The organism is Streptomyces sp. AJS327, assembly GCF_013450295.1.
Lineage (GTDB): Bacteria > Actinomycetota > Actinomycetes > Streptomycetales > Streptomycetaceae > Streptomyces.
On the sequence record NZ_SKBR01000001.1, the window covers coordinates 190,001 to 212,914 of the forward strand.

Consider the following 22,914-nt stretch of genomic DNA (forward strand, 5'->3'; position numbering starts at 1 on the left):
ACTGCGTGCCTTTTGAAGAATGAGCCTGCGAGTTTGCGGCATGTTGCGAGGTTAACCCGTGTGGGGGAGCCGTAGCGAAAGCGAGTCCGATAAGGGCGTTGAGTAGTGTGTCCTAGACCCGAAGCGGAGTGATCTAGCCATGGGCAGGGTGAAGCGCGGGTAAGACCGTGTGGAGGCCCGAACCCACCAGGGTTGAAAACCTGGGGGATGACCTGTGGTTAGGGGTGAAAGGCCAATCAAACTTCGTGATAGCTGGTTCTCCCCGAAATGCATTTAGGTGCAGCGTCGTGTGTTTCTTGCCGGAGGTAGAGCACTGGGTAGGCGATGGGCCTTACCGGGTTACTGACCTTAGCCAAACTCCGAATGCCGGTAAGTGAGAGCGCGGCAGTGAGACTGTGGGGGATAAGCTCCATGGTCGAGAGGGAAACAGCCCAGAGCATCGACTAAGGCCCCTAAGCGTGTGCTAAGTGGGAAAGGATGTGGAGTCGCAGGGACAACCAGGAGGTTGGCTTAGAAGCAGCCATCCTTGAAAGAGTGCGTAATAGCTCACTGGTCAAGTGATTCTGCGCCGATAATGTAGCGGGGCTCAAGTACACCGCCGAAGTCGTGTCACTCACATGTGTGCCTTAACGGGTGTGTGGGTGGGTAGGGGAGCGTCGTGTGCCGGGTGAAGCGGTCGTGTGAGCGAGCCGTGGATGGTATGCGAGTGAGAATGCAGGCATGAGTAGCGATACATGCGTGAGAAACGTGTGCGCCGATTGACTAAGGGTTCCTGGGTCAAGCTGATCTGCCCAGGGTAAGTCGGGACCTAAGGCGAGGCCGACAGGCGTAGTCGATGGAGAACCGGTTGATATTCCGGTACCCGCTATGCACCGTCAAGCATTGAATCAGGTGATGCTAAGTCCGTGAAGTCTTCTTGTTCTCTTCGGAGGCTTGAGGGTGGATCCGACGGTCCAAGTCTGTAGTAGGTGAGTGATGGGGTGACGCAGTGAGGTAGTCCAGCCCGGGCGGTGGTTGTCCCGGGGTAAGGGTGTAGCCCGGTGTGCAGGGAAATCCGTGCACCGTTATAGGGGTGAGACCTGATGCCGAGCCGATTGTGGTGAAGTGGATGATCCTGTGCTGTCGAGAAAAGCCTCTAGCGAGGTGTGTGGCGGCCCGTACCCGAAACCGACTCAGGTGGTCTGGTAGAGAATACCGAGGCGTTCGGGTGAACTATGGTTAAGGAACTCGGCAAAATGCCCCCGTAACTTCGGGAGAAGGGGGGCCATGTTTGGTGATCACCTTTTCGGTGTGAGCTGGGTGTGGCCGCAGAGACCAGCGAGAAGCGACTGTTTATTAAAAACACAGGTCCGTGCGAAGCCGTAAGGCGATGTATACGGACTGACGCCTGCCCGGTGCTGGAACGTTAAGGGGACCGGTGAGCTGCTCTTTTGGGGGTGGCGGGGCTGGGAACTTAAGCGCCAGTAAACGGCGGTGGTAACTATAACCATCCTAAGGTAGCGAAATTCCTTGTCGGGTAAGTTCCGACCTGCACGAATGGCGTAACGACTTCTCGGCTGTCTCAACCATAGGCCCGGTGAAATTGCACTACGAGTAAAGATGCTCGTTTCGCGCAGCAGGACGGAAAGACCCCGGGACCTTTACTATAGCTTGATATTGGTGTTCGGTTCGGCTTGTGTAGGATAGGTGGGAGACTGTGATATTGACGCGCCAGCGTTGGTGGAGTCGTTGTTGAAATACCACTCTGGTCGTGCTGGATGCCTGAACCTGGGTCCGTGATCCGGATCAGGGACAGTGTCTGGTGGGTAGTTTAACTGGGGCGGTTGCCTCCTAAAGGGTAACGGAGGCGCCCAAAGGTTCCCTCAGCCTGGTTGGTCATCAGGTGGTGAGTGTAAGTGCACAAGGGAGCTTGACTGTGAGACTGACGGGTCGAGCAGGGACGAAAGTCGGGACTAGTGATCCGGCGGTGGCTTGTGGAAGCGCCGTCGCTCAACGGATAAAAGGTACCCCGGGGATAACAGGCTGATCTTCCCCAAGAGTCCGTATCGACGGGATGGTTTGGCACCTCGATGTCGGCTCGTCGCATCCTGGGGCTGGAGTCGGTCCCAAGGGTTGGGCTGTTCGCCCATTAAAGCGGTACGCGAGCTGGGTTTAGAACGTCGTGAGACAGTTCGGTCCCTATCCGCTGCGCGCGGAGGAGTCTTGAGAAGGGCTGTCCCTAGTACGAGAGGACCGGGACGGACGAACCTCTGGTGTGCCAGTTGTTCTGCCAAGGGCATGGCTGGTTGGCTACGTTCGGGAGGGATAACCGCTGAAAGCATCTAAGCGGGAAGCCTGCTTCGAGATGAGGACTCCCACCCCCTTTGTGGGGTTAAGGCTCCCTGGAGATGACGGGGTTGATAGGCCGGATATGGAAGCCTAGTAATGGGTGGAGTTGACCGGTACTAATAGGCCGAGGGCTTGTCCGTAGGTGCTCGCGTTCACTGTGTGGTTTCTGAGACAACGACTATTCTTCTTTGTTTATTTTTGAAGAGTGTGTTGCGTGTTTTCCATGCCGATGTGGCTCATGCCCTTGTTTGTGGGGGTGGGTTGTTGGTGTGGGTGTGTTTCGGTGGTTATAGCGGTGGGGGAACGCCCGGTTACATTCCGAACCCGGAAGCTAAGCCTGCCAGCGCCGATGGTACTGCGAGGGGGACCTCGTGGGAGAGTAGGTCACCGCCGAACTTTGTGTGGTTGAGGCCCTGGAGGCCGGTGTGAGAGCACTGGTTCCAGGGCCTCTTCGCGTTTGTGGGGTGTCGTTTTCTGAGGGTAGTGGTTTTCATGGGGGTGTCCCCGTGAGGGCCGCTGCCCTTTTTCGCGTTCAGAGAGGGATCGGGTGGGTGCTTTCTGGGGCTCGTCATCTCCGGCCGATCCTCCGGGGCGAGGGTGAGCCCCAACTGGCACCGCGAGGGCGGTGTGGAGGTGACGGCCGACCACGTACGACCGGGCGCCGTCCAGGGGGAGTCGGCGCTGGGCGTTTCGGGCCATCAGGCTTCGAGGACGTCCTTCGGCACGGCGGTGGGACTGCCGGAGGGACAGGTGTAGGGATAGATATGACGAAGGGACGCCGCGGTGGTGCGGCGTCCCTTGTCGGTGGTGTGGATATCGGGGCGTCAGCGGCGAGTTGGCGGTGTCGCTGGGCCGTCCTCGCCGTAGCCGGGGACGCCAGCGGCTCGGGCCAGCTCCAGGTCGAGGGATTCGCGGCGGATGCGCTGGTCCAGGTAGAGGAGCGTGGTGATGCCCGCGGTGATCGGCAGGGCGACGGTCGAGGAGAGCACGCCTCCGATTCCCGTGACGATCAGGTATGACCAACTGGTGTCCAACGAGCCTCCGAGACCGGCGTCTTCTGGGGGTTCGACGCCGACCGCCGCTGCGATCAGGGAGGTTGGCAGCTGCGCGAGGACGCCCACGATGAGGACGACGGCCAGGGCGACCAGTTGGACCCCGAACGTCCGCCACCAGGCGTTCTCGACGAGCTTCGCGGACCTGCGCAGCGCTGCGACGACGCCCTGCCGTTCGAGGACCAGGGCCGGTGCGGCGAGGCAGAAGCGGATCCAGAGCCAGACCGCCAGCACGATGCCCACCGCGCTGCCCAGGAGGATCAGGGAGGCTCCGCCCTCGTCCGAGCCCGCGGCCATCATCGCGGCACCGGGCACGACGCAGGCGACCACGGCGCCGATGATGATCAGGCCCAACAGCAGGGTGAGGCCGAGGACTCGGGACAGGTGACGGCGGCCGTCGTGCCATGCTTCGCCGGGCGTCACCCGCCGTCCGAGGACGGCCCGGCCGACGATGATCGTCAGGAGGGCGGTGATCAGCACGTTGCCGATGAGTATGACGACGCTGTCCGCGGCGAGCGCGCTGATGGATGACCTGAGCGCGGTGACCAGTTCTTCCGACGTCGGCTCGGGGTTGTCCTGGAGCGCGTTGAGCCCGTCACCGTCCAGCCAGTAGCGGGCCACCAGCAGGGAGACCAGCTCAGTGACGAGCGCGACGGCGAACGTGAGGCCCAGCACCGTACGCCAGTGGGTGCGTGCCGTGCGGAACGCCCCTCCCACGAGCTCGCCGACGCTCAGGGGACGTAGGGGGACGACCCCGGGCTGGGGTGCGGAGCCGCCGCCTCCGGGACCTCGGCCGGGCCCGCCTGGGCGCGGGCCAGCGGTTCCCCAGCCGGGCGTCCGAGCCGGTGGAGGCTGGTCCGGGGACCAGTTGGGGCCGGGCTGGGCGGCGGGGGCGGGCCGCTCTCCACGGGGTGCGTCCCCACCCTCAGGGTTTCCGGAGGGGCGATCGGCCCCGGACTCGGAGGATCCGGAGGACGCCCGGCCCGGAGAGTCGTTCACGTGTGGTCACCTCGGGTCGTGTGGCGCTGTCGGCTGATTCTCAGCCATCGTGTCATGGGGCTGGTGGGCCCAAGGCGCCGGTGCTGGTGCGCGGGTGGCTTCTGGAGCCCCCCGTGAGGGGGCAGACTGTGCGGATGGCTGGAGAATCTGTGCCCACCCTGCGCTGGGTGGAGCCGCCCACGGGGCCAGCGGTCGGGATCCTGGACCAGACGCGCCTTCCGGCGGAGGAGGTCGAGCTGGTATGCGCGGACGTGCCGTCCCTGGTGGAGGCGATCCAGCGGCTCGCGGTGCGGGGGGCACCAGCGCTGGGGCTGACGGGCGCCTACGGGGTGGCGCTGGCCGCGGTCCGTGGCGCGGATGTCGCGGAGGCCGCGGATCTGCTGGCGTACGCCCGGCCCACGGCGGTGAACCTCGGTTACGGCGTGCGCCGGACGGAGCGCGCGTACCGGGAGGCGCTGGGCCGGGGTGCCGCGGAGGCGGCCGCCGCGGCGCTGGCGGAGGCCCGTACGCTGCACCGGGAGGACGCCGAGGCGGCCGAGCGGATGGCGGCGCACGGCCGTACGCTGCTCCGCGAGCTGCTGCCGGAGGGGCCGATGCGGCTGCTCACCCACTGCAACACCGGGGCGCTGGTGTCGGGTGGCCGGGGGACCGCGCTGGGTGTGGTCAGCGCGGTGCACGAGGCGGGGGAACTGCGGAAGCTGTGGATTGACGAGACCCGGCCGCTGCTTCAGGGGGCGCGGCTCACGGCGTACGAGGCGGTGCGCGCGGGGATGGACCACGCGGTGCTGGCCGATGGTGCGGCGGGTTCGCTGTTCGGGGCGGGGGAGGTGGACGCGGTGCTGATCGGGGCGGACCGGGTCGCGGCGGACGGCTCGGTCGCGAACAAGGTGGGCAGCTATCCGCTGGCCGTGTTGGCGCGTTACCACCGGGTGCCGTTCATCGTCGTCGCGCCGGTGTCCACGGTGGATCCGGAGACGGAGCGGGGCGCCGACATCGAGGTCGAGCACCGATCGGGGGACGAGGTGACCTGGTTCGGTTCGTCCTCCGGAGAGGGGAGAGGGGTGCGGACGGCTCCGGCTGGAGCCGCGGCGTACAACCCGGCCTTCGACGTGACACCGCCCGAGCTGGTCTCGGCGATCGTCACGGAGCGGGGCGTGGTGTCGCCGGTGACCGGGGAAGGACTGGCGGCGCTGTGTTCCACGTCACGGAGGGCAGAGCCACGATCGGGCAATGGGATGATGAGTTCATGAAGGGACGCGTCCTCGTCGTTGACGACGACACCGCACTGTCAGAGATGCTCGGCATCGTGCTGCGCGGCGAAGGCTTTGAACCGTCGTTCGTGGCGGACGGTGACAAGGCGCTCGCCGCGTTCCGTGAGACGAAGCCGGACCTGGTGCTGCTCGACCTGATGCTGCCGGGCCGGGACGGCATCGACGTGTGCCGGCTGATCCGGGCCGAGTCCGGGGTGCCCGTGGTCATGCTGACGGCCAAGAGCGACACGGTGGACGTCGTCGTGGGCCTGGAGTCCGGGGCCGATGACTACATCGTCAAGCCGTTCAAGCCGAAGGAGCTGGTGGCGCGGATCCGGGCCCGGCTGCGGAGGTCGGAGGAGCCCGCTCCGGAGCAGCTGGCGATCGGGGATCTGGTGATCGATGTCGCCGGTCACTCGGTCAAGCGGGAGGGGCAGTCGATCGCCTTGACGCCCCTGGAGTTCGACCTGCTGGTGGCGCTGGCGCGGAAGCCGTGGCAGGTGTTCACCCGTGAGGTGCTGTTGGAGCAGGTCTGGGGGTACCGGCACGCGGCGGACACGCGGCTGGTCAACGTCCATGTGCAGCGGCTGCGGTCCAAGGTGGAGAAGGACCCGGAGCGTCCGGAGATCGTGGTGACGGTGCGCGGCGTGGGATACAAGGCCGGGCCCAGCTGAGATGTCGGTGAACGGTTCGGTCCGGCCCCCGGAGGGCGGGGGGCGGACCACGGACCGTGAGTCCGAAATGTCGAAGTTTCGGCGGTTGTGGCGCAGTGGGGTGCTCTTCTCCGACAGCCTCCTCCCGGAGGGCGCCACCGGCCCGCGCGCTCATCCGATGGTGCGGTTCTTCGTGCGCTGGGTGCGTCGGCCCCTGCTTCCGGTACTGCGGCTGTGGCGCCGGAACATCCAGCTTCGGGTGGTCGCGGCGACGCTGGCGATGACGCTCGGAGTGGTGTTGCTGCTCGGCGTGGTGGTGATCGGGCAGGTGCGGAACGGTCTGCTGGAGGCCAAGGAGAAGGCGGCGCAGAGCCAGGCGGCGGGCGGATTCGCCGCCGCCCAGCAGATGGCCGACGGGGTGGGCGCCACCCGTGGCGGCGAGGATGGCGCGGCGCGGAACGCGGGGCGGAGCGCGCAGAACGTCGGTACCTGGCTGAACAACCTGGTCGAACAGCTGGCCAGTGGTGGGCAGGGCGTCTACTCGGTGGTGGCGCTCGGTTCGCAGAACGACGAGGCGCCGTTCCTCGACTCGGGGACCGGTACCAGGGGCCCACGTTCCTCCGGCGATATCCGGCCGGAGGAGACGGTGCCCGCGGACCTGCGCCGCGCGTTGGACGAACAGCCCGGCACGCACCGCCGTTACGCGCGCGCACACCACCAGAACGGGGACAGCGAGGCGGCGCTGATCGTCGGCAAGCGACTCAACGACCCGCGGGGTAACCCGTACCAGCTGTACTACGTCTATCCGTTCAGCCAGGAGGAGGAGTCGCTCACGCTGGTGAAGGGGACGCTCGCCACCGCGGGGGTCTTCGTGGTCGTGCTCTTCGGCGCGATCGCCTGGCTGGTGGTGCGGCAGGTGGTGACCCCCGTGCGGATGGCCGCGGGGATCTCGGAGCGGCTGGCGGCCGGGAGGCTCCAGGAGCGGATGAAGGTCACCGGCGAGGACGACATCGCGCGGCTCGGCGAGTCCTTCAACAAGATGGCCAAGAATCTCCAGCTCAAGATTCACCAGCTGGAGGACCTGTCCCGGATGCAGCGCCGGTTCGTCTCGGACGTGTCCCACGAACTGCGTACCCCGCTGACGACGGTGCGGATGGCGGCGGACGTGATCCACGAGGCGCGGGACGACTTCGATCCGGTCACCGCTCGCTCGGCCGAGCTGCTGCTCGGTCAGCTGGACCGGTTCGAGTCGCTGCTCGCGGACCTGCTGGAGATCAGCCGGTTCGACGCGGGGGCGGCCAACCTGGAGGCGTCCCCGGTCGATCTGCGGAACGTGGTGCGAGGGGTGGTGACCGGTGCCGAGCCGCTCGCGGAGTGCAAGGGCAGCCGGATCCTGATCACGGGTGACGAGCGGCCGGTCGTTGTCGAAGCCGACAGTCGCCGGATCGAGCGGGTGTTGCGCAACCTCGTCGACAACGCGGTCGAACACGGTGAGGGACGCGACGTGGTCGTGCGGCTGGCCTCGGCGCAGGGCACGGTGGCGGTGGCGGTGCGGGACTACGGCGTCGGACTGCGGAAGACCGAGGTTGACCGGGTCTTCAACCGTTTCTGGCGGGCCGATCCCGCCCGGGCTCGCACCACCGGTGGCTCCGGCCTCGGCCTCTCCATCGCCCTGGAGGACGCGCGGCTGCACGGCGGCTGGCTCCAGGCGTGGGGCGAGCCGGGGGGCGGTTCCCAGTTCCGGCTCACTCTTCCGTGTGCGGCGGGGGACGCGCTCCGGGCGTCCCCCATCCCGCTGGAACCGGCCGACTCGCGCCGCAAGCGTGGTCTGGGCGCGGTCGTCCCGGCCCGGGCGGACGACGCGGTTCCGCCGTCCACCCCCGGCGCTGCGAAGTCGGCGGCTTCGGCGACGTCCGTGAACTCCGCGGCGTCCGTGGCGCCCGCCGTCCCCACGCGGGCCGCCATCGAGCCGTCGTCCGCGAAGGAGCCGGGCGGCGCGCGGGCGGAGACGAACGGCGCGGACCGGCGGCGGGGCGCGGACGGGGTACGGACGGGGGCGCGGGACGCTCAGGAGACCTGGGAGGGCAGCGGCGATGACGGCTGAGCGCCGAATAACCCGGTACGGGAGCGCTGAACCGCGCGCCGGACGGGGGCGGCGGAGCGCGCCTCGGTCCCGGGCCCCGCGGTGTGCCGGTGTGCTGCTCGCGGCGGTGGGACTGCTGCTGTCGGGCTGCGCCTCGATGCCGGACGGCGGGAAGGTGGATCACGTCGACTCGTCACACCGGACCGATTCCGACTCGCAGGTCCGGGTGTTCAGCGTCAGCCCGCAGAAGGGCGAGACGCCGCAGCAGATCGTCCGTGGCTTCCTGGAGGCCACCACGAGCGACGAGGCGGCGTTCGGCACGGCGCGGCAGTACCTCACCGACGAGGCGCGCGACCGCTGGGACCCGTTCGCCAGGACCACGGTGCTCTCCGAGGGGCCCAGCGCCGAACCGCAGGGCCACCGTTCGAACGGGCGGGACTCCTACGGCGGTGATGACGGCCCGTACACCGTGCGGGTCTCCGGTCCGCGTATGGCGATCGTGGACCGCGACAAGGCGTACGCGCCCCGGGGCGGCACCTTCCAACGGGCGTTCGACCTGGTCAAGGTTGGTGGCGAGTGGCGGATCGACCGGCTGCCCGACGGCCTGGTCCTCGGGGAGTCGGACTTCCAGCGGATATACCGGCCGATCAACACGTACTACTACGCCCGGCTGGCACCGGACGTGGTGGAGGGCGGCCAGGACGTGCTGGTCGCCGACCCCGTCTACCTGCGCCGCCGGATAGACCCGGTGACCCAGACGGTGACCGCGCTGCTCAAGGGGCCCTCGGACTGGCTGCGGCCGGTGGTGACCTCGGCGTTCCCCCGGGGCTCGGCGCTCGCGCCACGGCAGCGGCTCTCCCTGGACGACTCGGGCGCCCTGACCGTGCGGCTGAACGAGGCGGGGGCGGGGGCCGAACGCGGGCGCTGTGTGCGCATGGCCGCCCAGACCCTGCACACCGTGCAGAACCAGGCGTCGGCCAAGGTCAGCAAGGTGGCGCTGGAGGGGCCGGACGGCGAGGACCTCTGTTCGCAGACGCGGGAGCAGGCCGAGGAGTACGAGCCGGGCCGCCTCAACGGCCGGGCCGAGCACCAGTACTTCATCGACAAGAAGCACCGAGTCTCCGCCCTCGCGGGCAGCAGCGAGCGCGCGAAGCCGGTCACCGGGCCGCTCGGCAGCGGCGAGACGGAGATGGGTGGCATCGCCGTCAACCGGGTGGAGGAGATGGGCGCCGCCGTCTCCCGGGGCCGGGGCGAACTGTACGTCTCCTCGCTGGAGGACGCCGGTCCGCTGCCGAAACCGCTGGTCACCAGCGGCGCGAAGCGGGAGGAGGACCGGCTGTCCGTGCCGAGCTGGGACGGCCTGGGCGACCTCTGGGTGGCTGACCGGGACCCCGACGGGCAGCGGCTGCTGCGCTCCCGAGGGGGAGAGGAGAAGCCGCAGGAGGTCAGGGTGCCGGGACTCGGCAAGGACCGGCGTATCGAGTCGCTGAAGGTCTCCTCGGACGGGGTGCGGATCGCGCTGCGCATCCGGGAGCCGGACGGCGACGCCTCGCTGCGGCTCGGCAGGGTGGAGCGGTACGGCAGCAACGCGGACTCGCGGGCCAGGATCGCGGACCTGCGGCCCCTCGCACCCCAGTTGGAGGACGTGGTCGCCGCGTCCTGGGCGGGCGGCAGCACGCTGGTGGTGGTCGGACGGCAGTCCGGCAGCGTCCAGCAGTTGCAGTACCTGGAAACGGACGGCTCCGTCTCCAACCAGCCGGCGCTGCCCGGGATCAACGACGTGACCGGCGTCGCCGCCTCGGAGGACCAGAGCAAGCCGCTGCTGGCCGACTCGGAGGACGGGATCGTGCGGCTGCCGCCGGACGCCAACTGGAAGCGGGTCACCGACGGCGGATCGGCCCCGGCCTACCCGGGCTGAGCCGGTGCGCCGGGCCGCGCCCCCTGCTCCCTGCTCCCTGCTCCCTGCTCCCTGCTCCCTGCTCCCTGTCATGGTCTCGCCCCGCTCGGGTCCGGGTGGCGAGAACGGGTCGCGGGGCCTGAGCCCGGGCAGGCCCCGGTGGGGTGGGTGCCGGGACGCGGCAGCTGGCGGCCACCGCCTAACCGCAGGTCAGGTAACGCGCTGACCAGGAGTTTTCCAGGGGTTTCCGACCGGTTCGGGAGTTATCCACAGGGGTGGTAGCCGGTGGGGCGTGCTGCCAGAGTGGGAGCCATGCGAGGGCTTTGGCAGACGCTCCTGAGAGAGCTGGCGGGACTGCTCCTGCCCGTGGACTGCGCCGGATGCGGCGCACCGCGGACGCGGGACGGCCTGTGTGTGGGGTGCGCACGCGCCCTTCTCGGCACCGCCCCGTGGCGGGCCGGTGCCTCCTCCCTGTTCCCCGGCCTTCCCCCGGTCTACGCGGTCGGCACCTACGGAGACGAGATACGCGCGGTCCTGCTCGCGCACAAGGAACGGGGCGCCCTGCGGCTGGCGGCTCCCCTGGGATCGGCGCTGGCCCGTGCGGTGCGCCGGGTGGACAGCCTGGACGGTGGGCGCGGTGCCGAGGGCGGGGCCCCCGACGGGCGGATACCTCCGGTGACCCTGGTGCCGGTTCCCTCGGCCCGGCGGTCGACCGCGCGTCGTGGCCATGATCCGGTGCGTCGGCTGGCGGTCGCGGCGGCCCGTGCCCTGCGCGCTGAGGGGTTCCCGGCCAGGGTGCTGCCGGTGCTGCGCCAGCGCCGGGCGGTGGCCGACCAGGCGGGGCTGAGCGCCACCCGGCGCGCGCGGAACATCGGCGGGGCGCTGGAGGCGCTGCCCGGCAGCGGCCGTGCGCTCGGTGGTGCCCCGGTGGTGCTGGTGGACGATCTGATGACCACCGGCGCCACGCTCGGCGAGGCCGTCCGTGCGGTGCGGGCCGGTTCGGGCCGGGTGACGGGCGCGGCCGTGCTCGCGGTGCGGACCGGTGGCTGAGGGGAGGACTCCACTCCGGGGCGGGAGCCGGCGGCGGCGCGAGAGGCGGTACATCGTCGCAGGTGGGGAGCAGCGAAATTCGGCGGCGAATCCCAGGTACGTATCAGTAGGGGGTGCCGCGCCTCCTCCGTTGGAGGTACGTTCGGAATTGGGGTGGCGATCTTCCCAATGGGGGAGAAGGAGGTGAAAGCCGCAAGCCGACGTCATGCCGGTGGTGAACGGCCACGAGGCCGAGCCGCCGGAAGTCAGTGCACCAAGGATGCGCTCCGCGCACCGCGGAAGCCTTCCGGAACGGAGTTCTGCGTGGACATCGTCGTCAAGGGCCGTAAGACCGAGGTGCCCGACCGGTTCCGCAAGCACGTGGCCGAGAAGCTGGAGAAAATCAAGAAGCTCGATGGAAAGGTGATAAGCCTGGACGTCGAGGTGTGCAAGGAGCACAACCCCCGGCAGGCCGACCGTTCCGACAGGGTGGAGATCACCCTGCGCTCCAGGGGGCCGGTCATCCGGGCGGAGGCGGCGGCCCGGGATCCGTACGCGGCCCTCGATCTCGCCTCCTCCAAGCTGGAGGCCCGGCTGCGGAAGCAGCACGACAAGCGCCGTGTGCACCGGTCGGGGAACCGCGGCCCGCAGAGCGTGGCGGAGGCCACCGCTCACCTCGCGGAGGAACTGAACCGGGAGCTGGACGAGGCCGCCGCGGCGGCCCCCGAGGAGGACGCGCAGCCACCGGTGAAGCGGGTCGGCCCGTTGGAGGTGCGGGGAGACGGTCCGCTGGTGGTCCGGGAGAAGACCCACGCCGCCGCGCCCATGGCGCTCGACCAGGCGCTCTACGAGATGGAGTTGGTCGGGCACGACTTCTATCTCTTCGTCGACGCCGAGACGAAACAGCCCAGCGTGGTCTACCGGCGTCACGGCTACGACTACGGCGTGATCCATCTGGAGACGGATCCGTTCGTCGAGGAACCGCCGCCCGGTGCGGGCGGCGCCCTGGGCGGCTGACCGGCCCCGTGGGGTACCGGCCTGATGTAGCGCCCCCGGCATGGTCGACGGCCCGGCCGGGGGCGCGGGCATGAGTAACATCAGGATCCACACCAACGGGCGTGCTCTGCCGCCGGGTTGGTGCGGCACAGCTTGCAGGGGGAGGAACGATGGTGGAGAGCTTCGGGCCCGCGATGCCCAGGCCCGACGCACACCCGGGTCCTGTGGGGGAGGAGCCGCGCGACCGTGAGTCGTGCGAGGAGCCCATCCGGGTCCTGGTGGTCGACGACCACGCGCTCTTCCGGCGGGGGTTGGAGATCGTCCTCGCACAGGAGGAGGACATCCAGGTCATCGGGGAGGCGGGGGACGGCGCTGAGGCGGTGGAGAAGGCCGCGGACCTGCTTCCGGACATCGTGCTGATGGATGTGCGGATGCCCAAGCGCGGGGGGATCGAGGCGTGCACCTCCCTCAAGGAGGTGGCGCCGAGCGCCCGCATCATCATGCTGACCATCAGCGACGAGGAGGCCGATCTCTACGAGGCCATCAAGGCGGGGGCGACGGGCTACCTGCTGAAGGAGATCTCGACGGACGAGGTGGCCACCGCGATCCGCGCCGTCGCGGACGGACAGTCGCAGATCAGCCCGTCGATGGCGGCGAAGCTGCTCACCGAGTTCAAGTCGATGATCCAGCGTACCGACGAGAGCAAACTGGTCCCCGCGCCCAAGCTGACCGATCGTGAGCTGGAGGTACTGAAGCTGGTGGCGACCGGGATGAACAACCGGGATATCGCCAAGGAGTTGTTCATCTCCGAGAACACCGTCAAGAACCACGTCCGCAACATCCTGGAGAAGCTCCAACTGCACTCCCGGATGGAGGCGGTGGTGTACGCCATGCGCGAGAAGATCCTCGAAATCCGCTGAGCGGTGGCTCGTTGGGGCGGCCCCTCCGCCCGCCCCCGACGGCCGGGCCGCGACGCCGAGCCGTACGCCATCCCCGATCCGTCAGTCCCAACTGGTCCCCGGACCAACTGACCCCCGGGCCAGCCCTTTTCGGACGGGTTCCCAGGACGGGTGTCCTCGGACGGGCTCTTCGGGTGGGGGTCCTCCAAGGCAGGGGTGCCTCCGGGCGCGGGCGCGCGCTGACGAGTGCTCTTGAACCGGCCGTAGGCGGACGGCCCATGCCCGACCGGAGCCCCCGAACCAGCGGCCCGGTTCGCCCCTCCGCCATCTGCCCCGTCCCGCACCGACACCCCAGCAACGGGCCCACCGTCAGACGCCAACCGTCAGCCGGTCACCGAGCCCAGCGCATCATCATCCGTGGCTCGTGGCTCGTGGCTCGTGGCTCGTGGCTCGTGGCTCGTGGGCCGGGACGGCGCGCGTGTCCCGGCATCAACTCGCTGCTCTCCGACGGCTGTTCGGTGGCGGGAACGGACGCGGTGCGTCCTCGGCCACCGACGTCTGCCCGTTTCGGCGGTCCACGGTGGCCGCCGCACCGCGTGTGGGCCTGAACGGTCATCGGCCCCGTTCGGCGGGTTGGTAAACCGCGGCCGCGCGACGGCACGTCACCTGAACCCGGCCAACGGGCCGTCACCCGCGTCCGGCCAACGGGCCGTCATCCGACGGCACTTCGCCGCGATCCCGGTACGCGATCCCTCGGACGACCCCAGCCGGACCGGCCGCCCGCCCCCTCACCCGGGCCCCTCGGCTCCCCTCTTACCTCCCTTGGCTCCCCTCGAATCTCTCGGACCCTCAGCCGGGACGCCCGTCACACGAACCGTCCGGCCCAGGCCCGGCCTCGTCGCACGGTTCCGCCGCGCTCTCCCGTCCGGCGCCCGCGCTTCCGCCCGCGCGGGCACCGGCTCAGCTGAGTGCCTTTTCCAGCGGTGCGCGGAGGGTTTCGGGGGCGCAGCGCTCCACCCGTACCGCGTCACAGCCGACCCACGAGGCGGCTTCCCGCAGGGCTCGCGCCATCGGCTCGACGGTTCCGGCGCCGTCCATGGAGAGCTGGCGGGCGACGAGCGTGCGGCCCTCGCGTGCCGGGTCCACCCGTCCCGCGAGCTGTCCGCCGGTCAGCAGCGGCATCGCGAAGTAGCCGTGTATCCGCTTCGGACGGGGGGTGTACGCCTCCAGGCGGTGCGTGAAGCCGAACATCCGCTCCGTCCGTGGCCGGTCCCAGATCAGGGAGTCGAACGGGGAGAGCAGCGTGGTGCGGTGCCTGCCCCGGCGGTCGGCCGAGTCCAGCGCCACCGGGTCCGCCCAGGCGGGCTTCGCCCAGCCCGCCACCTCCACCGGCCGCAGTCCGGTGTCCGCGATCACCGAGCGGACCTGCTCGGCCCGCAGCCGGTGGTAGTCGGCGAGGTCGGCCACGGTGGCCACGCCCAGCGCGGCGCCGGCCTGGGTGACGAGTCGCCGGAGGCACTCCGCGTCCTCGACGTCGTCGTGCAGCAGGTGGGCGGGGATGGCGCGTTCCGCGAGGTCGTACACCCGCTTCCAGCCGCGCCGTTGGGTGCAGACCACCTCGCCGTAGTCGAGCAGTGACTCGACCGCGATCTTGGTGTCCGACCAGTCCCACCACTCGCCGCCGTTCCGGCCGCCGCCGAGGTCGGCCGTGGTGAGCGGGCCGTCGGCGGTCAGCCGCTCCCGTACGGCGGCGCAGGAGCGCTCGCGGTCGGCGAGATCATGCCAGCGCCGCTCCTTCGCGCGCATGGCGCGCCGTCGGAAGGCGAAGTGCGGCCACTCCTCGATGGGCAGTACGCACGCCGCGTGTGACCAGTACTCGAAGCTCTGGTCCCCCGACCAGTAGGCGCTCTCGATGGTCCGGCGGCCTACCGGGCCCAGCCGGGCGTACGGGATCAGCTCGTGTGACCTGGCCAGTACCGAGATGGTGTCGAGCTGGACGGCGCCCAGCTGGCGCAGTACCCCGCGCACCCCGCCCCGTCGGTCCGGCGCGCCCAGGAACCCCTGCGCGCGCAGCGCGAGCCTGCGGGCCTCGTCGGCGGAGAGCGACAGTTCGGGGGATGGTCCGGAGCTGGCGGGCGCGGGAACACGGGCCGTCGCGGCGGGCCCGGGGGAGTCGGCGGGCCCGGGGGACGTGACGGGAGGGGAGGTGCGTGGGGTCATGACGGTCACCCTAGGACCTGGCGAAGACACCGATCGGGACAGGAAGTCCCCGCTCCCGCCAACGACCTCCGCGTCAACGGTGCTCCGCGTCAACCGACGTCACCGGCACCCCCGTTGGGGAGCGGCGCACCTGCCGGAGACGGCGGCGTGGCCCCGGAGCCGGACCGGGCGGACCCCGACGGGTCCCGGAGCCGGACCCGGGCATGGGCCGCGACGGGGCCACCGGGGCCGCGCATCAGCGCGGTCAATGCTGAGGCGATCGGAGGGGCCGGAGGGGCCCGCGTGACCGGAGGGGCCGGAGGGCCTGCGGGCTCCGGGTGGTCAGCGGGGGGTGGGGGCCGGGAGGTAGGGGGTGTGCAGGGGGCGCTGCCAGTCCGTGGGGAGCAGGGCGGCGATCCAGGCGTCCCGGCGGGTGCCCCGGTGCACGATGCGGGCGCGCTGGACGCCCTCCAGTACGAAGCCCAGTCGGCGCGCGACGCCGCGTGACCCCTCGTTGCCCACCTGCGCCACCCACTCCAGGCGTTCCACACCGAGCGTGCCGAAGGCCCAGTCGATCACCGCTCGCGCGGCCTCGTCGGTGTAGCCCTGGCCGCGCCGCTCCCGCGCCGTCCAGAAGCCGATCTCCGCCTGCCGTTCCACGGTGCGGAGTCGTTCGATCCGGACCAGTCCCATCGAGCCCGTCAGCTCACCGTCCAGAGTGAAGACACCGAAGTTGTACATGGTGTCCTCGCGCCAGCCCGCGGGCGAGGTGCCGAGGACGAACTCCTCAGCGTGTTCGCGCAGATACGGGTCGGGAACGGGAAGCCAGCGGGTGATCTCCGGGTCCTGGCAGGCGAGGCGCACCGCTTCGAGGTCACGCGCCTCGAAGGGGCGCAGCAACAGGCGGCTGGTACGGAGGGTGACGGGTTCCATACCACGATTGTGCCGCCGGATCACGACCGTGCGGCCGGGCGTCGCCGGCACCTTCCGGGCCACCGGCACGTTGGGGGTACAGGCGCGTACGTCCCTCGCTTACGATGGCCGGTGCGGCAAGGCCCTCGGACAGGAGAGGATCGCCGTGCCCGCGCACCGACCGTGCCAGGCCCGACCGGCAAGGAGCCACCCTACGTGTCCGTCTTCGGCAAGCTCATGCGCGCAGGTGAAGGGAAGATCCTGCGCAAGCTGGACCGCATCGCGCGGCAGGTGAATTCCATCGAAGAGGACTTCGTGGACTTGACGGACGCCGAGCTGCGGGCCCTCACGGAGGAGTACAAGGAGCGGTACGCCGAGGGCGAGAGCCTCGACGACCTCATGCCCGAGGCGTTCGCCACCGTCCGGGAGGCCGCCAAGCGGCTGCTCGGTGAGCGCCACTACGACGTGCAGGTCATGGGCGGTTCCGCGCTGCACCTCGGATATGTCGCCGAGATGAAGACCGGTGAGGGCAAGACCCTGGTCGGCACGCTGCCCGCGTACCTGAACGCGATCTCGGGCAAGGGTGTGCACATCATCACCGTCAACGACTACCTCGCCCAGCGGGACTCCGAGTGGATGGGGCGGGTGCACCGCTTCCTCGGGCTGACGGTCGGCTGCATCGTCGCGAACATGACGCCGCAGCAGCGTCGTGAGCAGTACAACTGCGACATCACCTACGGCACGAACAACGAGTTCGGCTTCGACTACCTGCGCGACAACATGGCGTGGTCGAAGGAGGAACTGGTCCAGCGCGGCCACAACTTCGCGATCGTCGACGAGGTCGACTCCATCCTGATCGACGAGGCCCGCACCCCGCTGATCATCTCCGGCCCGGCCGACCAGGCCACCAAGTGGTACGGCGACTTCGCCAAGCTCGTCCAGCGCCTGGAGAAGGGCGAGCCGGGCGACGCCCGCACCCAGAAGCCGGAGACGGGCGACTACGAGATCGAGGAGAAGAAGCGCACGGTCGCGATCCACGAGGCCGGGGTCACCAAGGTCGAGGACTGGCTGGGTATCGACAACCTCTACGAGTCGGTCAACACCCCGCTCGTGGGGTACCTGAACAACGCCATCAAGGCCAAGGAGCTGTACAAGAAGGACAAGGACTACGTCGTCATGGACGGCGAAGTCATGATCGTCGACGAGCACACCGGCCGTATCCTCGCCGGTCGCCGCTACAACGAGGGCATGCACCAGGCGATCGAGGCGAAGGAGGGGGTGGAGATCAAGGACGAGAACCAGACGCTCGCCACGATCACCCTCCAGAACTTCTTCCGGCTCTACGACACGCTCTCCGGCATGACCGGTACGGCCATGACCGAGGCCGCCGAGTTCCACCAGATCTACAAGCTGGGTGTCGTCCCGATCCCGACCAACCGCACGGTGGCGCGGGTGGACCAGGCGGACCTCATCTACCGCACCGAGGTCGCCAAGTTCGACGCGGTGGTCGACGACATCGCGGAGAAGTTCGAGAAGGGCCAGCCGGTCCTGGTCGGCACGACCTCCGTGGAGAAGTCCGAGTACCTGTCCAAGCAGCTCAACAAGCGCGGTGTGCGGCACGAGGTGCTGAACGCCAAGAACCACGAGCGCGAGGCGGCGATCGTGGCCGAGGCGGGCCGTAAGGGCTCGGTCACGGTGGCCACCAACATGGCCGGGCGCGGTACCGACATCAAGCTCGGCGGGAACGCCGACGGCATCGCGGAGAACGAGCTGCGGGCCAAGGGCCTCGACCCGGTCGCGACCCCGGAGGAGTGGGCGGCGGAGCTGCCCAAGGCCGTGGAGAAGGCCGAGAAGTCGGTGGAGTCCGAGTCCGACGAGGTCAAGGACCTCGGCGGGCTGTACGTCCTGGGCACCGAGCGGCACGAGTCCCGCCGGATCGACAACCAGCTGCGCGGCCGTTCCGGCCGTCAGGGCGACCCGGGCGAGTCCCGTTTCTACCTGTCGCTGGGCGATGACCTGATGCGGCTGTTCAAGGCGCAGATGGTCGAGCGCGTGATGTCCATGGCCAACGTCCCGGACGACGTGCCGATCGAGGCCAAGATGGTCAGCCGCGCCATCGCCTCCGCCCAGTCGCAGGTGGAGCAGCAGAACTTCGAGATCCGCAAGAACGTCCTGAAGTACGACGAGGTCCTCAACCGGCAGCGCGAGGTCATCTACGGCGAGCGGCGCCGGGTGCTGGAGGGCGAGGACCTGCACGAGCAGATCCGGCACTTCATGAGCGACACCATCGAGGCGTACGTCCAGGCCGAGACGGTCGAGGGCTTCGCGGAGGAGTGGGATCTCGACCGGCTGTGGGGGGCGTTCAAGCAGCTGTACCCGGTCCAGGTCACCGTCGAGGAGCTGGAGGAGGCGGCGGGCGACCGCGCCGGCATCACGGCCGACTTCATCATCGAGTCGATCACCGACGATGTGAACGAGCAGTACGACAAGCGCGAGAAGGACCTCGGCTCGGAGATCATGCGCGAGCTGGAGCGGCGTGTGGTGCTCTCGGTGCTCGACCGCAAGTGGCGTGAACACCTCTACGAGATGGACTACCTCCAGGAGGGCATCGGCCTGCGGGCGATGGCCCAGAAGGACCCGCTGGTCGAGTACCAGCGGGAGGGCTACGACATGTTCCAGGCCATGATGGACGGCATCAAGGAGGAGTCCGTCGGCTACCTGTTCAACCTGGAGGTCCAGGTGGAGCAGCAGGTGGAGGAGGTCCCGGTGGAGAGCGCCGAGGCCGCCGAGGAGGAGGCCAAGCCCTCGCTGGGCAAGCAGGCCGACCGCCGCGAGGCCGTCCCGGCCGGTGCGGCGCCCTCGATCCGTGCCAAGGGCCTGGACGCCCCGCAGCGTCCGGACCGGCTGCACTTCTCCGCGCCGAACGCCGAAGGCGGCGTGGAGGAAGGCGAGTTGACCCCGGCGGATCCCGGCGAGGACGCCGGTGAGCCGGTGCGCTCCTCCGCCGACGGCATGACGCGGGCCGAACGCCGGAAGGCGCAGAAGGGCCGCAAGAAGAAGAAGTGAGCGTCGGCCGCGGGCCGGTCACCGGGGTGCTCCGGTGACCGGCCCGCCGGTCTGTCCGCCCCCGCCGCGCCTCGTGACCGGCTCGACGGCGGGCGGGAACGCCTCCTCAGGCCGGGCGCAACCCGCCGCGGACGTGGACCCCGAGCCGGGCGCGGGCTTCAGCCCGATGCGCGAGCGCGCGGTGCTCGACGCCCTCGGCTGACGGCGCTGACCCCGTCTCGTACCCCGAGTGCCCCGGTGGGCGCCGCCCGTTCGGACCTCGCGGGCTCGTGGTGCGGGCCCGGGCCGATACCGGCGGACGCGGCAGGTGCCGCGCCGGGCCCGTCGGGACGCCGACGCCGCCCGCGCCCGGTGCGCTCCCTCGCCGCCGGGCTCCCGGGCCAGGTCGGGCTCGGCACCACCGGGTTCGGGCCCGGCCAACTATCGCCTCAGGCACGGGACCCGCGGGTACCGGCAGATCACGTCCGCCGTGCCCGCACCTGGGCCGTCCCGCGACCTCGCCGCGGACGTGGCCCACCCGGCCATCTCGCCGCCGACGCCGCCCCGAACGTCCGCGAAACGCCCCCTGATCGGCTTTGAACGGCTCCGAACGATCCCGAACGGCTCGCGGACACACGCCAGTTCGTCGCGGCCGCGAGCCGGTCCGCCTGACCGTGCCGGACTTCGCCACCCGCTCGTCGCCGTCCTCACCGCACCAGTGATCACCCTGGCCTGGCCGTGGTGCTGGACCGGTTGACGCGGACGCCACCGGCCCACGGACCGGCGCGGCCACCACCCACGAGGAGCCGCCGGACGAACCCGCTGGACGGCCACGGATCGGCGGCGGAGCCCCCGGGTCCGGAACGGCCGTGGAGTACCGGGCCCGGCGGTCGCGCTGGCACCGGTACGGGTCCGCCATCCGTCGAGGGGACGGCGGAGCCCCCGCGGCCCGGGGATGGGCCGGTCCGGGTATGGGCCGTCCCTGGGTGAGTGGTGCGGGGTGAGTCGGCGCGGCGCGGAGAGGTCAGCGGGGCTCGTCCTCGCCGTCCAGCTCGATCGCCGCGCAGCGCCACTGTGCCGGGGTGTCGAGTTCGAGGCGGAAGGCCATCGCCCGTTGCCGGTTACCGGACTTGATCCGGGCGAAGGCTTCGATCACCCCCGAGCACGGCTGCCTGCCGCGCGCCTCCAGCACGACGGGTGTGGAGCGGTCGCCCGGACCGGGGTGCAGGGGAGCGAGCGGTACGAGTTGGGCGAGCCGTTCGTAGGTGCTCGGCCGGGTGTGGCGCATCAGCGTGTGCAGGGGGCGGCGTCCGCTGAGCACCAGCAGCAGCCGTTCGGCGAACCAGTACGGCGGTTGGGCCTCGTGTGCCTGGCGGGCCACGGACCGCCGGACGGATCCGCCGGTCGGCCGGGGGCCGCCGTGGCCGGTGGGGCGGGGGCCCGCGCCGGGACGCCGGGTGTCGGAGCGGCCCGGTGGGCGGCTGGACGGGCGCCGGACGCGGCGGGACGGCTGGCTGGTGGTCGGTGGTTGCTGACTGGGCATGGTGCGCGCTCCCCCGCGTCGGTGTGCTCGGCCGGGAAAATACCGAGCGGTAGCTTTGCTTGGTTCTATGCCGGTGGTCATCCCGCCGCAACACGAGCGCGTCCCCGCGTACACGTGCTGACCGGCGTCACCGTCGCGGAGGTCGGGGCGGACCGGGGGTGACGGCCGGGGTGGTGGAGGGCGCGCGGCGGCGGCTCCCGGTGTGGGGACGGTGGACGAGCGGGACGCGACGGGGTGGACCGTATGCTGACCGTGCGTACCGTCCGGCGTTACCCGAAAGCGGAGGCCATGCGCGTCTACGTTCCCTTGACTCACCCGGCACTCGCCGAGGCGCACCACACCGGTGAACTGTCGCCAGCGCCCGGCCGGAGCGCGCTGGGCGCCTACGCGGTGACCCCCGGACTGCGCCGGTGGTACACGGCGGCCTACCCCGTCGGGCCGGACGCGCCGGAGGCGGCGCTGGAGGAGCTGGAGTACGCGGCCTTCGGCCGGGCGGCCCGCGCCTCCCTCCGGCTGCTGGCCAGCGATCCGGAGGTGCTGAGCCGCCGGATCGTGCTCGCGCTCGACGTACCGGACGACGCGGTGGAGCCCGACCCGGACGGCGCGCTCGACACCGGCACCGCGCCCGGTACGCAGGGCGGTGAGCCCGCGGGGCCGGGGGCGGTGCGGATCGCCGGGGCCGTTCCGCTGCGGAAGGTCGCGGCCGTCCACATGGACGAGGCGGGGGCCGAAGCGGACGTCGCGGCGGCCGTGCGGCTGCTGGACGCGGCGGACCTCGGTGACGAGGCGGCGCGGGAGACGGTCGAGGACGCGGAGGAGCACGAGCTGCTCTGGTTCGCGACGCAGGAGATCCCGGCGCTGCTCAAGCCCTGACCCGGACTCCGGGCCGACGGCCGGTTCGCCCCGGCACCACGATCGCCCGGGCCCTGGCCCGACCGTCCGCTCCGCCGCCAGTCCGCTCGCCGGTCCCTCGTCAGCCCCGCCGTCCGTCCCCTCAACGGCCCGCCCGTGGCGGGTGGTTCCGCGCCGGGGCGCGCGGTGGGGTGGAGCGGGGAGGTTCGGGGCGTGCGGGCGGCCGGGCGTCGCCGCGCGCCCCCAGCGGTACCCCAGAGCGGCCCATGGGTTCGCCCTCCCCGCGGGCGTCCCGTCCGGCGCGGGGACCGTCGTCGCGTGCTCCGGCGTACCTCCGGGAGGGCGCCGGGCGCCGGGTCCGGGGGCGCGTCCGCCCGGGGCCGGTGGTCCGGGAGGGCGCACCGGGTCCTACCGCGCTGTCGGCGGCGGCGCGTACCGTCGGAGCATGACGCAGGGGACGGGGGCCGCGCGAGGCGGCAGCGAGGGAGAGCTACCGGAGCACGCGGCGGCGCACATCGTCTGGGACTGGAACGGCACGCTGCTGCACGACATCCACGTGGTGCTGGAGGCGAGCAACGCCGCCTTCCGCGAGCTGGGTATGGAGCCGATCACCCTGGAGCGGTACCGCGAGCTGTTCCGGGTGCCGGTGCCGCGGTTCTACGAGCGGCTGCTGGGCCGGAAGCCGAGCCCGGCGGAGTGGCAGGTGCTCGACGCCACCTTCCACCGGCACTACGGCCAGCGGGTGCTGGAGGCCGGGCTGACCGAGGGTGTCGAGGAGCTGCTGGCCGGGTGGCTGGCGGCGGGGCGCACCCAGTCGCTCTGCTCGCTCGCGCCGCACGAGGACCTGGTGCGGCTGCTGGGCAGGCACGGTATCGAGCGGCGCTTCGTCCGGGTGGACGGGGCGGTCGGGCCGAACGGCGGGGGCAAGGCGGCGCAGATGGCCCGGCACCTGGAGGCGCTGCGCGCGCTGCCCAAGGCAGCGGACCCCGCGCGGACCGTCGTCATAGGGGACGCGCTGGACGACGCGGACGCCGCCGCCCATGTCGGGGCGGGTGCCGTGCTGTACACCGGGGGGTCACACAGCCGGGCCAGTCTGCGGTCGGCGGGGGTTCCGGTGGTCGACACCCTCGCGGAGGCGGTCGGGCTGGCGGAGGAGATAGCCGTGGGCTGAACCGCG

General features: G+C 70.5%; 15 protein-coding genes and 2 rRNA genes (1 of these 17 running past the window's edge). 13 read left to right on the forward strand and 4 right to left on the reverse strand.

Going from position 1 to position 22,914, the window contains the following annotated elements; translation table 11 throughout:
* Positions 1 to 2,468, forward strand: a 23S ribosomal RNA gene (locus E0L36_RS00725); it begins 659 nt to the left of the window's first position.
* A gap of 139 nt (positions 2,469 to 2,607) precedes the next feature.
* Positions 2,608 to 2,724, forward strand: a 5S ribosomal RNA gene (gene rrf / locus E0L36_RS00730).
* A gap of 428 nt (positions 2,725 to 3,152) precedes the next feature.
* On the opposite strand, the gene E0L36_RS28150 is transcribed toward rrf, so the two are convergent.
* Positions 3,153 to 4,097 (reverse strand): glycerophosphoryl diester phosphodiesterase membrane domain-containing protein, encoded by a 945-nt coding sequence (locus tag E0L36_RS28150; RefSeq protein WP_308416581.1) that lies wholly within the window; start codon positions 4,095 to 4,097, stop codon positions 3,153 to 3,155.
* Between the two features lie 416 nt (positions 4,098 to 4,513).
* On the opposite strand from E0L36_RS28150, the gene mtnA reads away from it, so the two are divergent.
* The 7 genes from mtnA (at position 4,514) to E0L36_RS00770 (ending at position 13,207) form a co-directional block, all read left to right on the forward strand.
* Positions 4,514 to 5,629: an S-methyl-5-thioribose-1-phosphate isomerase gene (mtnA, locus tag E0L36_RS00740; protein WP_180926910.1), complete on the forward strand. Its 1,116-nt coding sequence runs from the start codon at positions 4,514 to 4,516 to the stop codon at positions 5,627 to 5,629.
* Complete coding sequence (gene mtrA, locus E0L36_RS00745) at positions 5,626 to 6,303, forward strand: two-component system response regulator MtrA (protein ID WP_180926911.1); 678 nt, start codon at positions 5,626 to 5,628, stop codon at positions 6,301 to 6,303. Before mtnA ends, mtrA begins: the two co-directional genes overlap by 4 nt.
* Position 6,304: 1 nt before the next feature.
* Positions 6,305 to 8,386 (forward strand): MtrAB system histidine kinase MtrB, encoded by a 2,082-nt coding sequence (mtrB, locus tag E0L36_RS00750; protein ID WP_180926912.1) that lies wholly within the window; start codon positions 6,305 to 6,307, stop codon positions 8,384 to 8,386.
* A gap of 91 nt (positions 8,387 to 8,477) precedes the next feature.
* Positions 8,478 to 10,283 (forward strand): LpqB family beta-propeller domain-containing protein, encoded by a 1,806-nt coding sequence (locus E0L36_RS00755; protein WP_308416582.1) that lies wholly within the window; start codon positions 8,478 to 8,480, stop codon positions 10,281 to 10,283.
* A 291-nt stretch (positions 10,284 to 10,574) separates the two neighbouring features.
* The gene (locus tag E0L36_RS00760) at positions 10,575 to 11,312 is read left to right on the forward strand and encodes a ComF family protein (protein WP_180926914.1); all 738 of its coding nucleotides are present in this window, start codon (positions 10,575 to 10,577) and stop codon (positions 11,310 to 11,312) included.
* Between the two features lie 303 nt (positions 11,313 to 11,615).
* A complete protein-coding gene (hpf, locus tag E0L36_RS00765; RefSeq protein WP_308416583.1) occupies positions 11,616 to 12,308 on the forward strand; it encodes a ribosome hibernation-promoting factor, HPF/YfiA family in 693 nt (230 codons plus the stop codon).
* Between the two features lie 149 nt (positions 12,309 to 12,457).
* A complete protein-coding gene (locus tag E0L36_RS00770; protein WP_180926915.1) occupies positions 12,458 to 13,207 on the forward strand; it encodes a response regulator transcription factor in 750 nt (249 codons plus the stop codon).
* A gap of 939 nt (positions 13,208 to 14,146) precedes the next feature.
* Here E0L36_RS00770 and E0L36_RS00775 read toward each other — a convergent pair.
* Together E0L36_RS00775 and E0L36_RS00780 are read right to left on the reverse strand one after the other, a co-directional pair.
* Entirely contained in the window at positions 14,147 to 15,406 is a 1,260-nt protein-coding gene (locus E0L36_RS00775; RefSeq protein ID WP_180926916.1) for a winged helix-turn-helix domain-containing protein, read from the reverse strand.
* A 321-nt stretch (positions 15,407 to 15,727) separates the two neighbouring features.
* Positions 15,728 to 16,318 (reverse strand): GNAT family N-acetyltransferase, encoded by a 591-nt coding sequence (locus E0L36_RS00780; protein ID WP_180926917.1) that lies wholly within the window; start codon positions 16,316 to 16,318, stop codon positions 15,728 to 15,730.
* Positions 16,319 to 16,513: 195 nt separating this feature from the next.
* On the opposite strand from E0L36_RS00780, the gene secA reads away from it, so the two are divergent.
* Both secA and E0L36_RS00790 read left to right on the forward strand, forming a co-directional pair.
* Positions 16,514 to 19,363, forward strand: coding sequence for a preprotein translocase subunit SecA (gene secA / locus E0L36_RS00785; RefSeq protein ID WP_180926918.1), 2,850 nt, complete (start codon positions 16,514 to 16,516; stop codon positions 19,361 to 19,363).
* 34 nt (positions 19,364 to 19,397) lie between these two features.
* A complete protein-coding gene (locus tag E0L36_RS00790; protein WP_180926919.1) occupies positions 19,398 to 19,565 on the forward strand; it encodes a hypothetical protein in 168 nt (55 codons plus the stop codon).
* A gap of 801 nt (positions 19,566 to 20,366) precedes the next feature.
* Here E0L36_RS00790 and E0L36_RS00795 read toward each other — a convergent pair.
* On the reverse strand, positions 20,367 to 20,885 hold the full coding sequence (locus E0L36_RS00795; RefSeq protein ID WP_180926920.1) for an Rv3235 family protein: 519 nt from the start codon (positions 20,883 to 20,885) through the stop codon (positions 20,367 to 20,369).
* A 288-nt stretch (positions 20,886 to 21,173) separates the two neighbouring features.
* On the opposite strand from E0L36_RS00795, the gene E0L36_RS00800 reads away from it, so the two are divergent.
* Both E0L36_RS00800 and E0L36_RS00805 read left to right on the forward strand, forming a co-directional pair.
* The gene (locus tag E0L36_RS00800; protein WP_180928506.1) at positions 21,174 to 21,758 is read left to right on the forward strand and encodes a hypothetical protein; all 585 of its coding nucleotides are present in this window, start codon (positions 21,174 to 21,176) and stop codon (positions 21,756 to 21,758) included.
* Positions 21,759 to 22,182: 424 nt separating this feature from the next.
* Complete coding sequence (locus E0L36_RS00805) at positions 22,183 to 22,908, forward strand: HAD family hydrolase (protein WP_180926921.1); 726 nt, start codon at positions 22,183 to 22,185, stop codon at positions 22,906 to 22,908.
* Positions 22,909 to 22,914 lie beyond the last annotated feature (6 nt).

Excerpts from the sequence above, each read along its gene's own strand:
- mtrA (WP_180926911.1), top strand. The coding sequence starts at position 5,626 with ATGAAGGGACGCGTCCTCGTCGTTGACGACGACACCGCACTGTCAGAG.
- E0L36_RS00805 (WP_180926921.1), top strand. The coding sequence starts at position 22,183 with ATGACGCAGGGGACGGGGGCCGCGCGAGGCGGCAGCGAGGGAGAGCTA.
- E0L36_RS00760 (WP_180926914.1), top strand. The coding sequence starts at position 10,575 with ATGCGAGGGCTTTGGCAGACGCTCCTGAGAGAGCTGGCGGGACTGCTC.
- E0L36_RS00800 (WP_180928506.1), top strand. The coding sequence starts at position 21,174 with ATGCGCGTCTACGTTCCCTTGACTCACCCGGCACTCGCCGAGGCGCAC.
- mtnA (WP_180926910.1), top strand. The coding sequence starts at position 4,514 with ATGGCTGGAGAATCTGTGCCCACCCTGCGCTGGGTGGAGCCGCCCACG.
- E0L36_RS00775 (WP_180926916.1), bottom strand. The coding sequence starts at position 15,406 with ATGACCCCACGCACCTCCCCTCCCGTCACGTCCCCCGGGCCCGCCGAC.
- E0L36_RS00780 (WP_180926917.1), bottom strand. The coding sequence starts at position 16,318 with ATGGAACCCGTCACCCTCCGTACCAGCCGCCTGTTGCTGCGCCCCTTC.
- E0L36_RS00770 (WP_180926915.1), top strand. The coding sequence starts at position 12,458 with ATGGTGGAGAGCTTCGGGCCCGCGATGCCCAGGCCCGACGCACACCCG.
- mtrB (WP_180926912.1), top strand. The coding sequence starts at position 6,305 with ATGTCGGTGAACGGTTCGGTCCGGCCCCCGGAGGGCGGGGGGCGGACC.
- E0L36_RS00795 (WP_180926920.1), bottom strand. The coding sequence starts at position 20,885 with ATGCCCAGTCAGCAACCACCGACCACCAGCCAGCCGTCCCGCCGCGTC.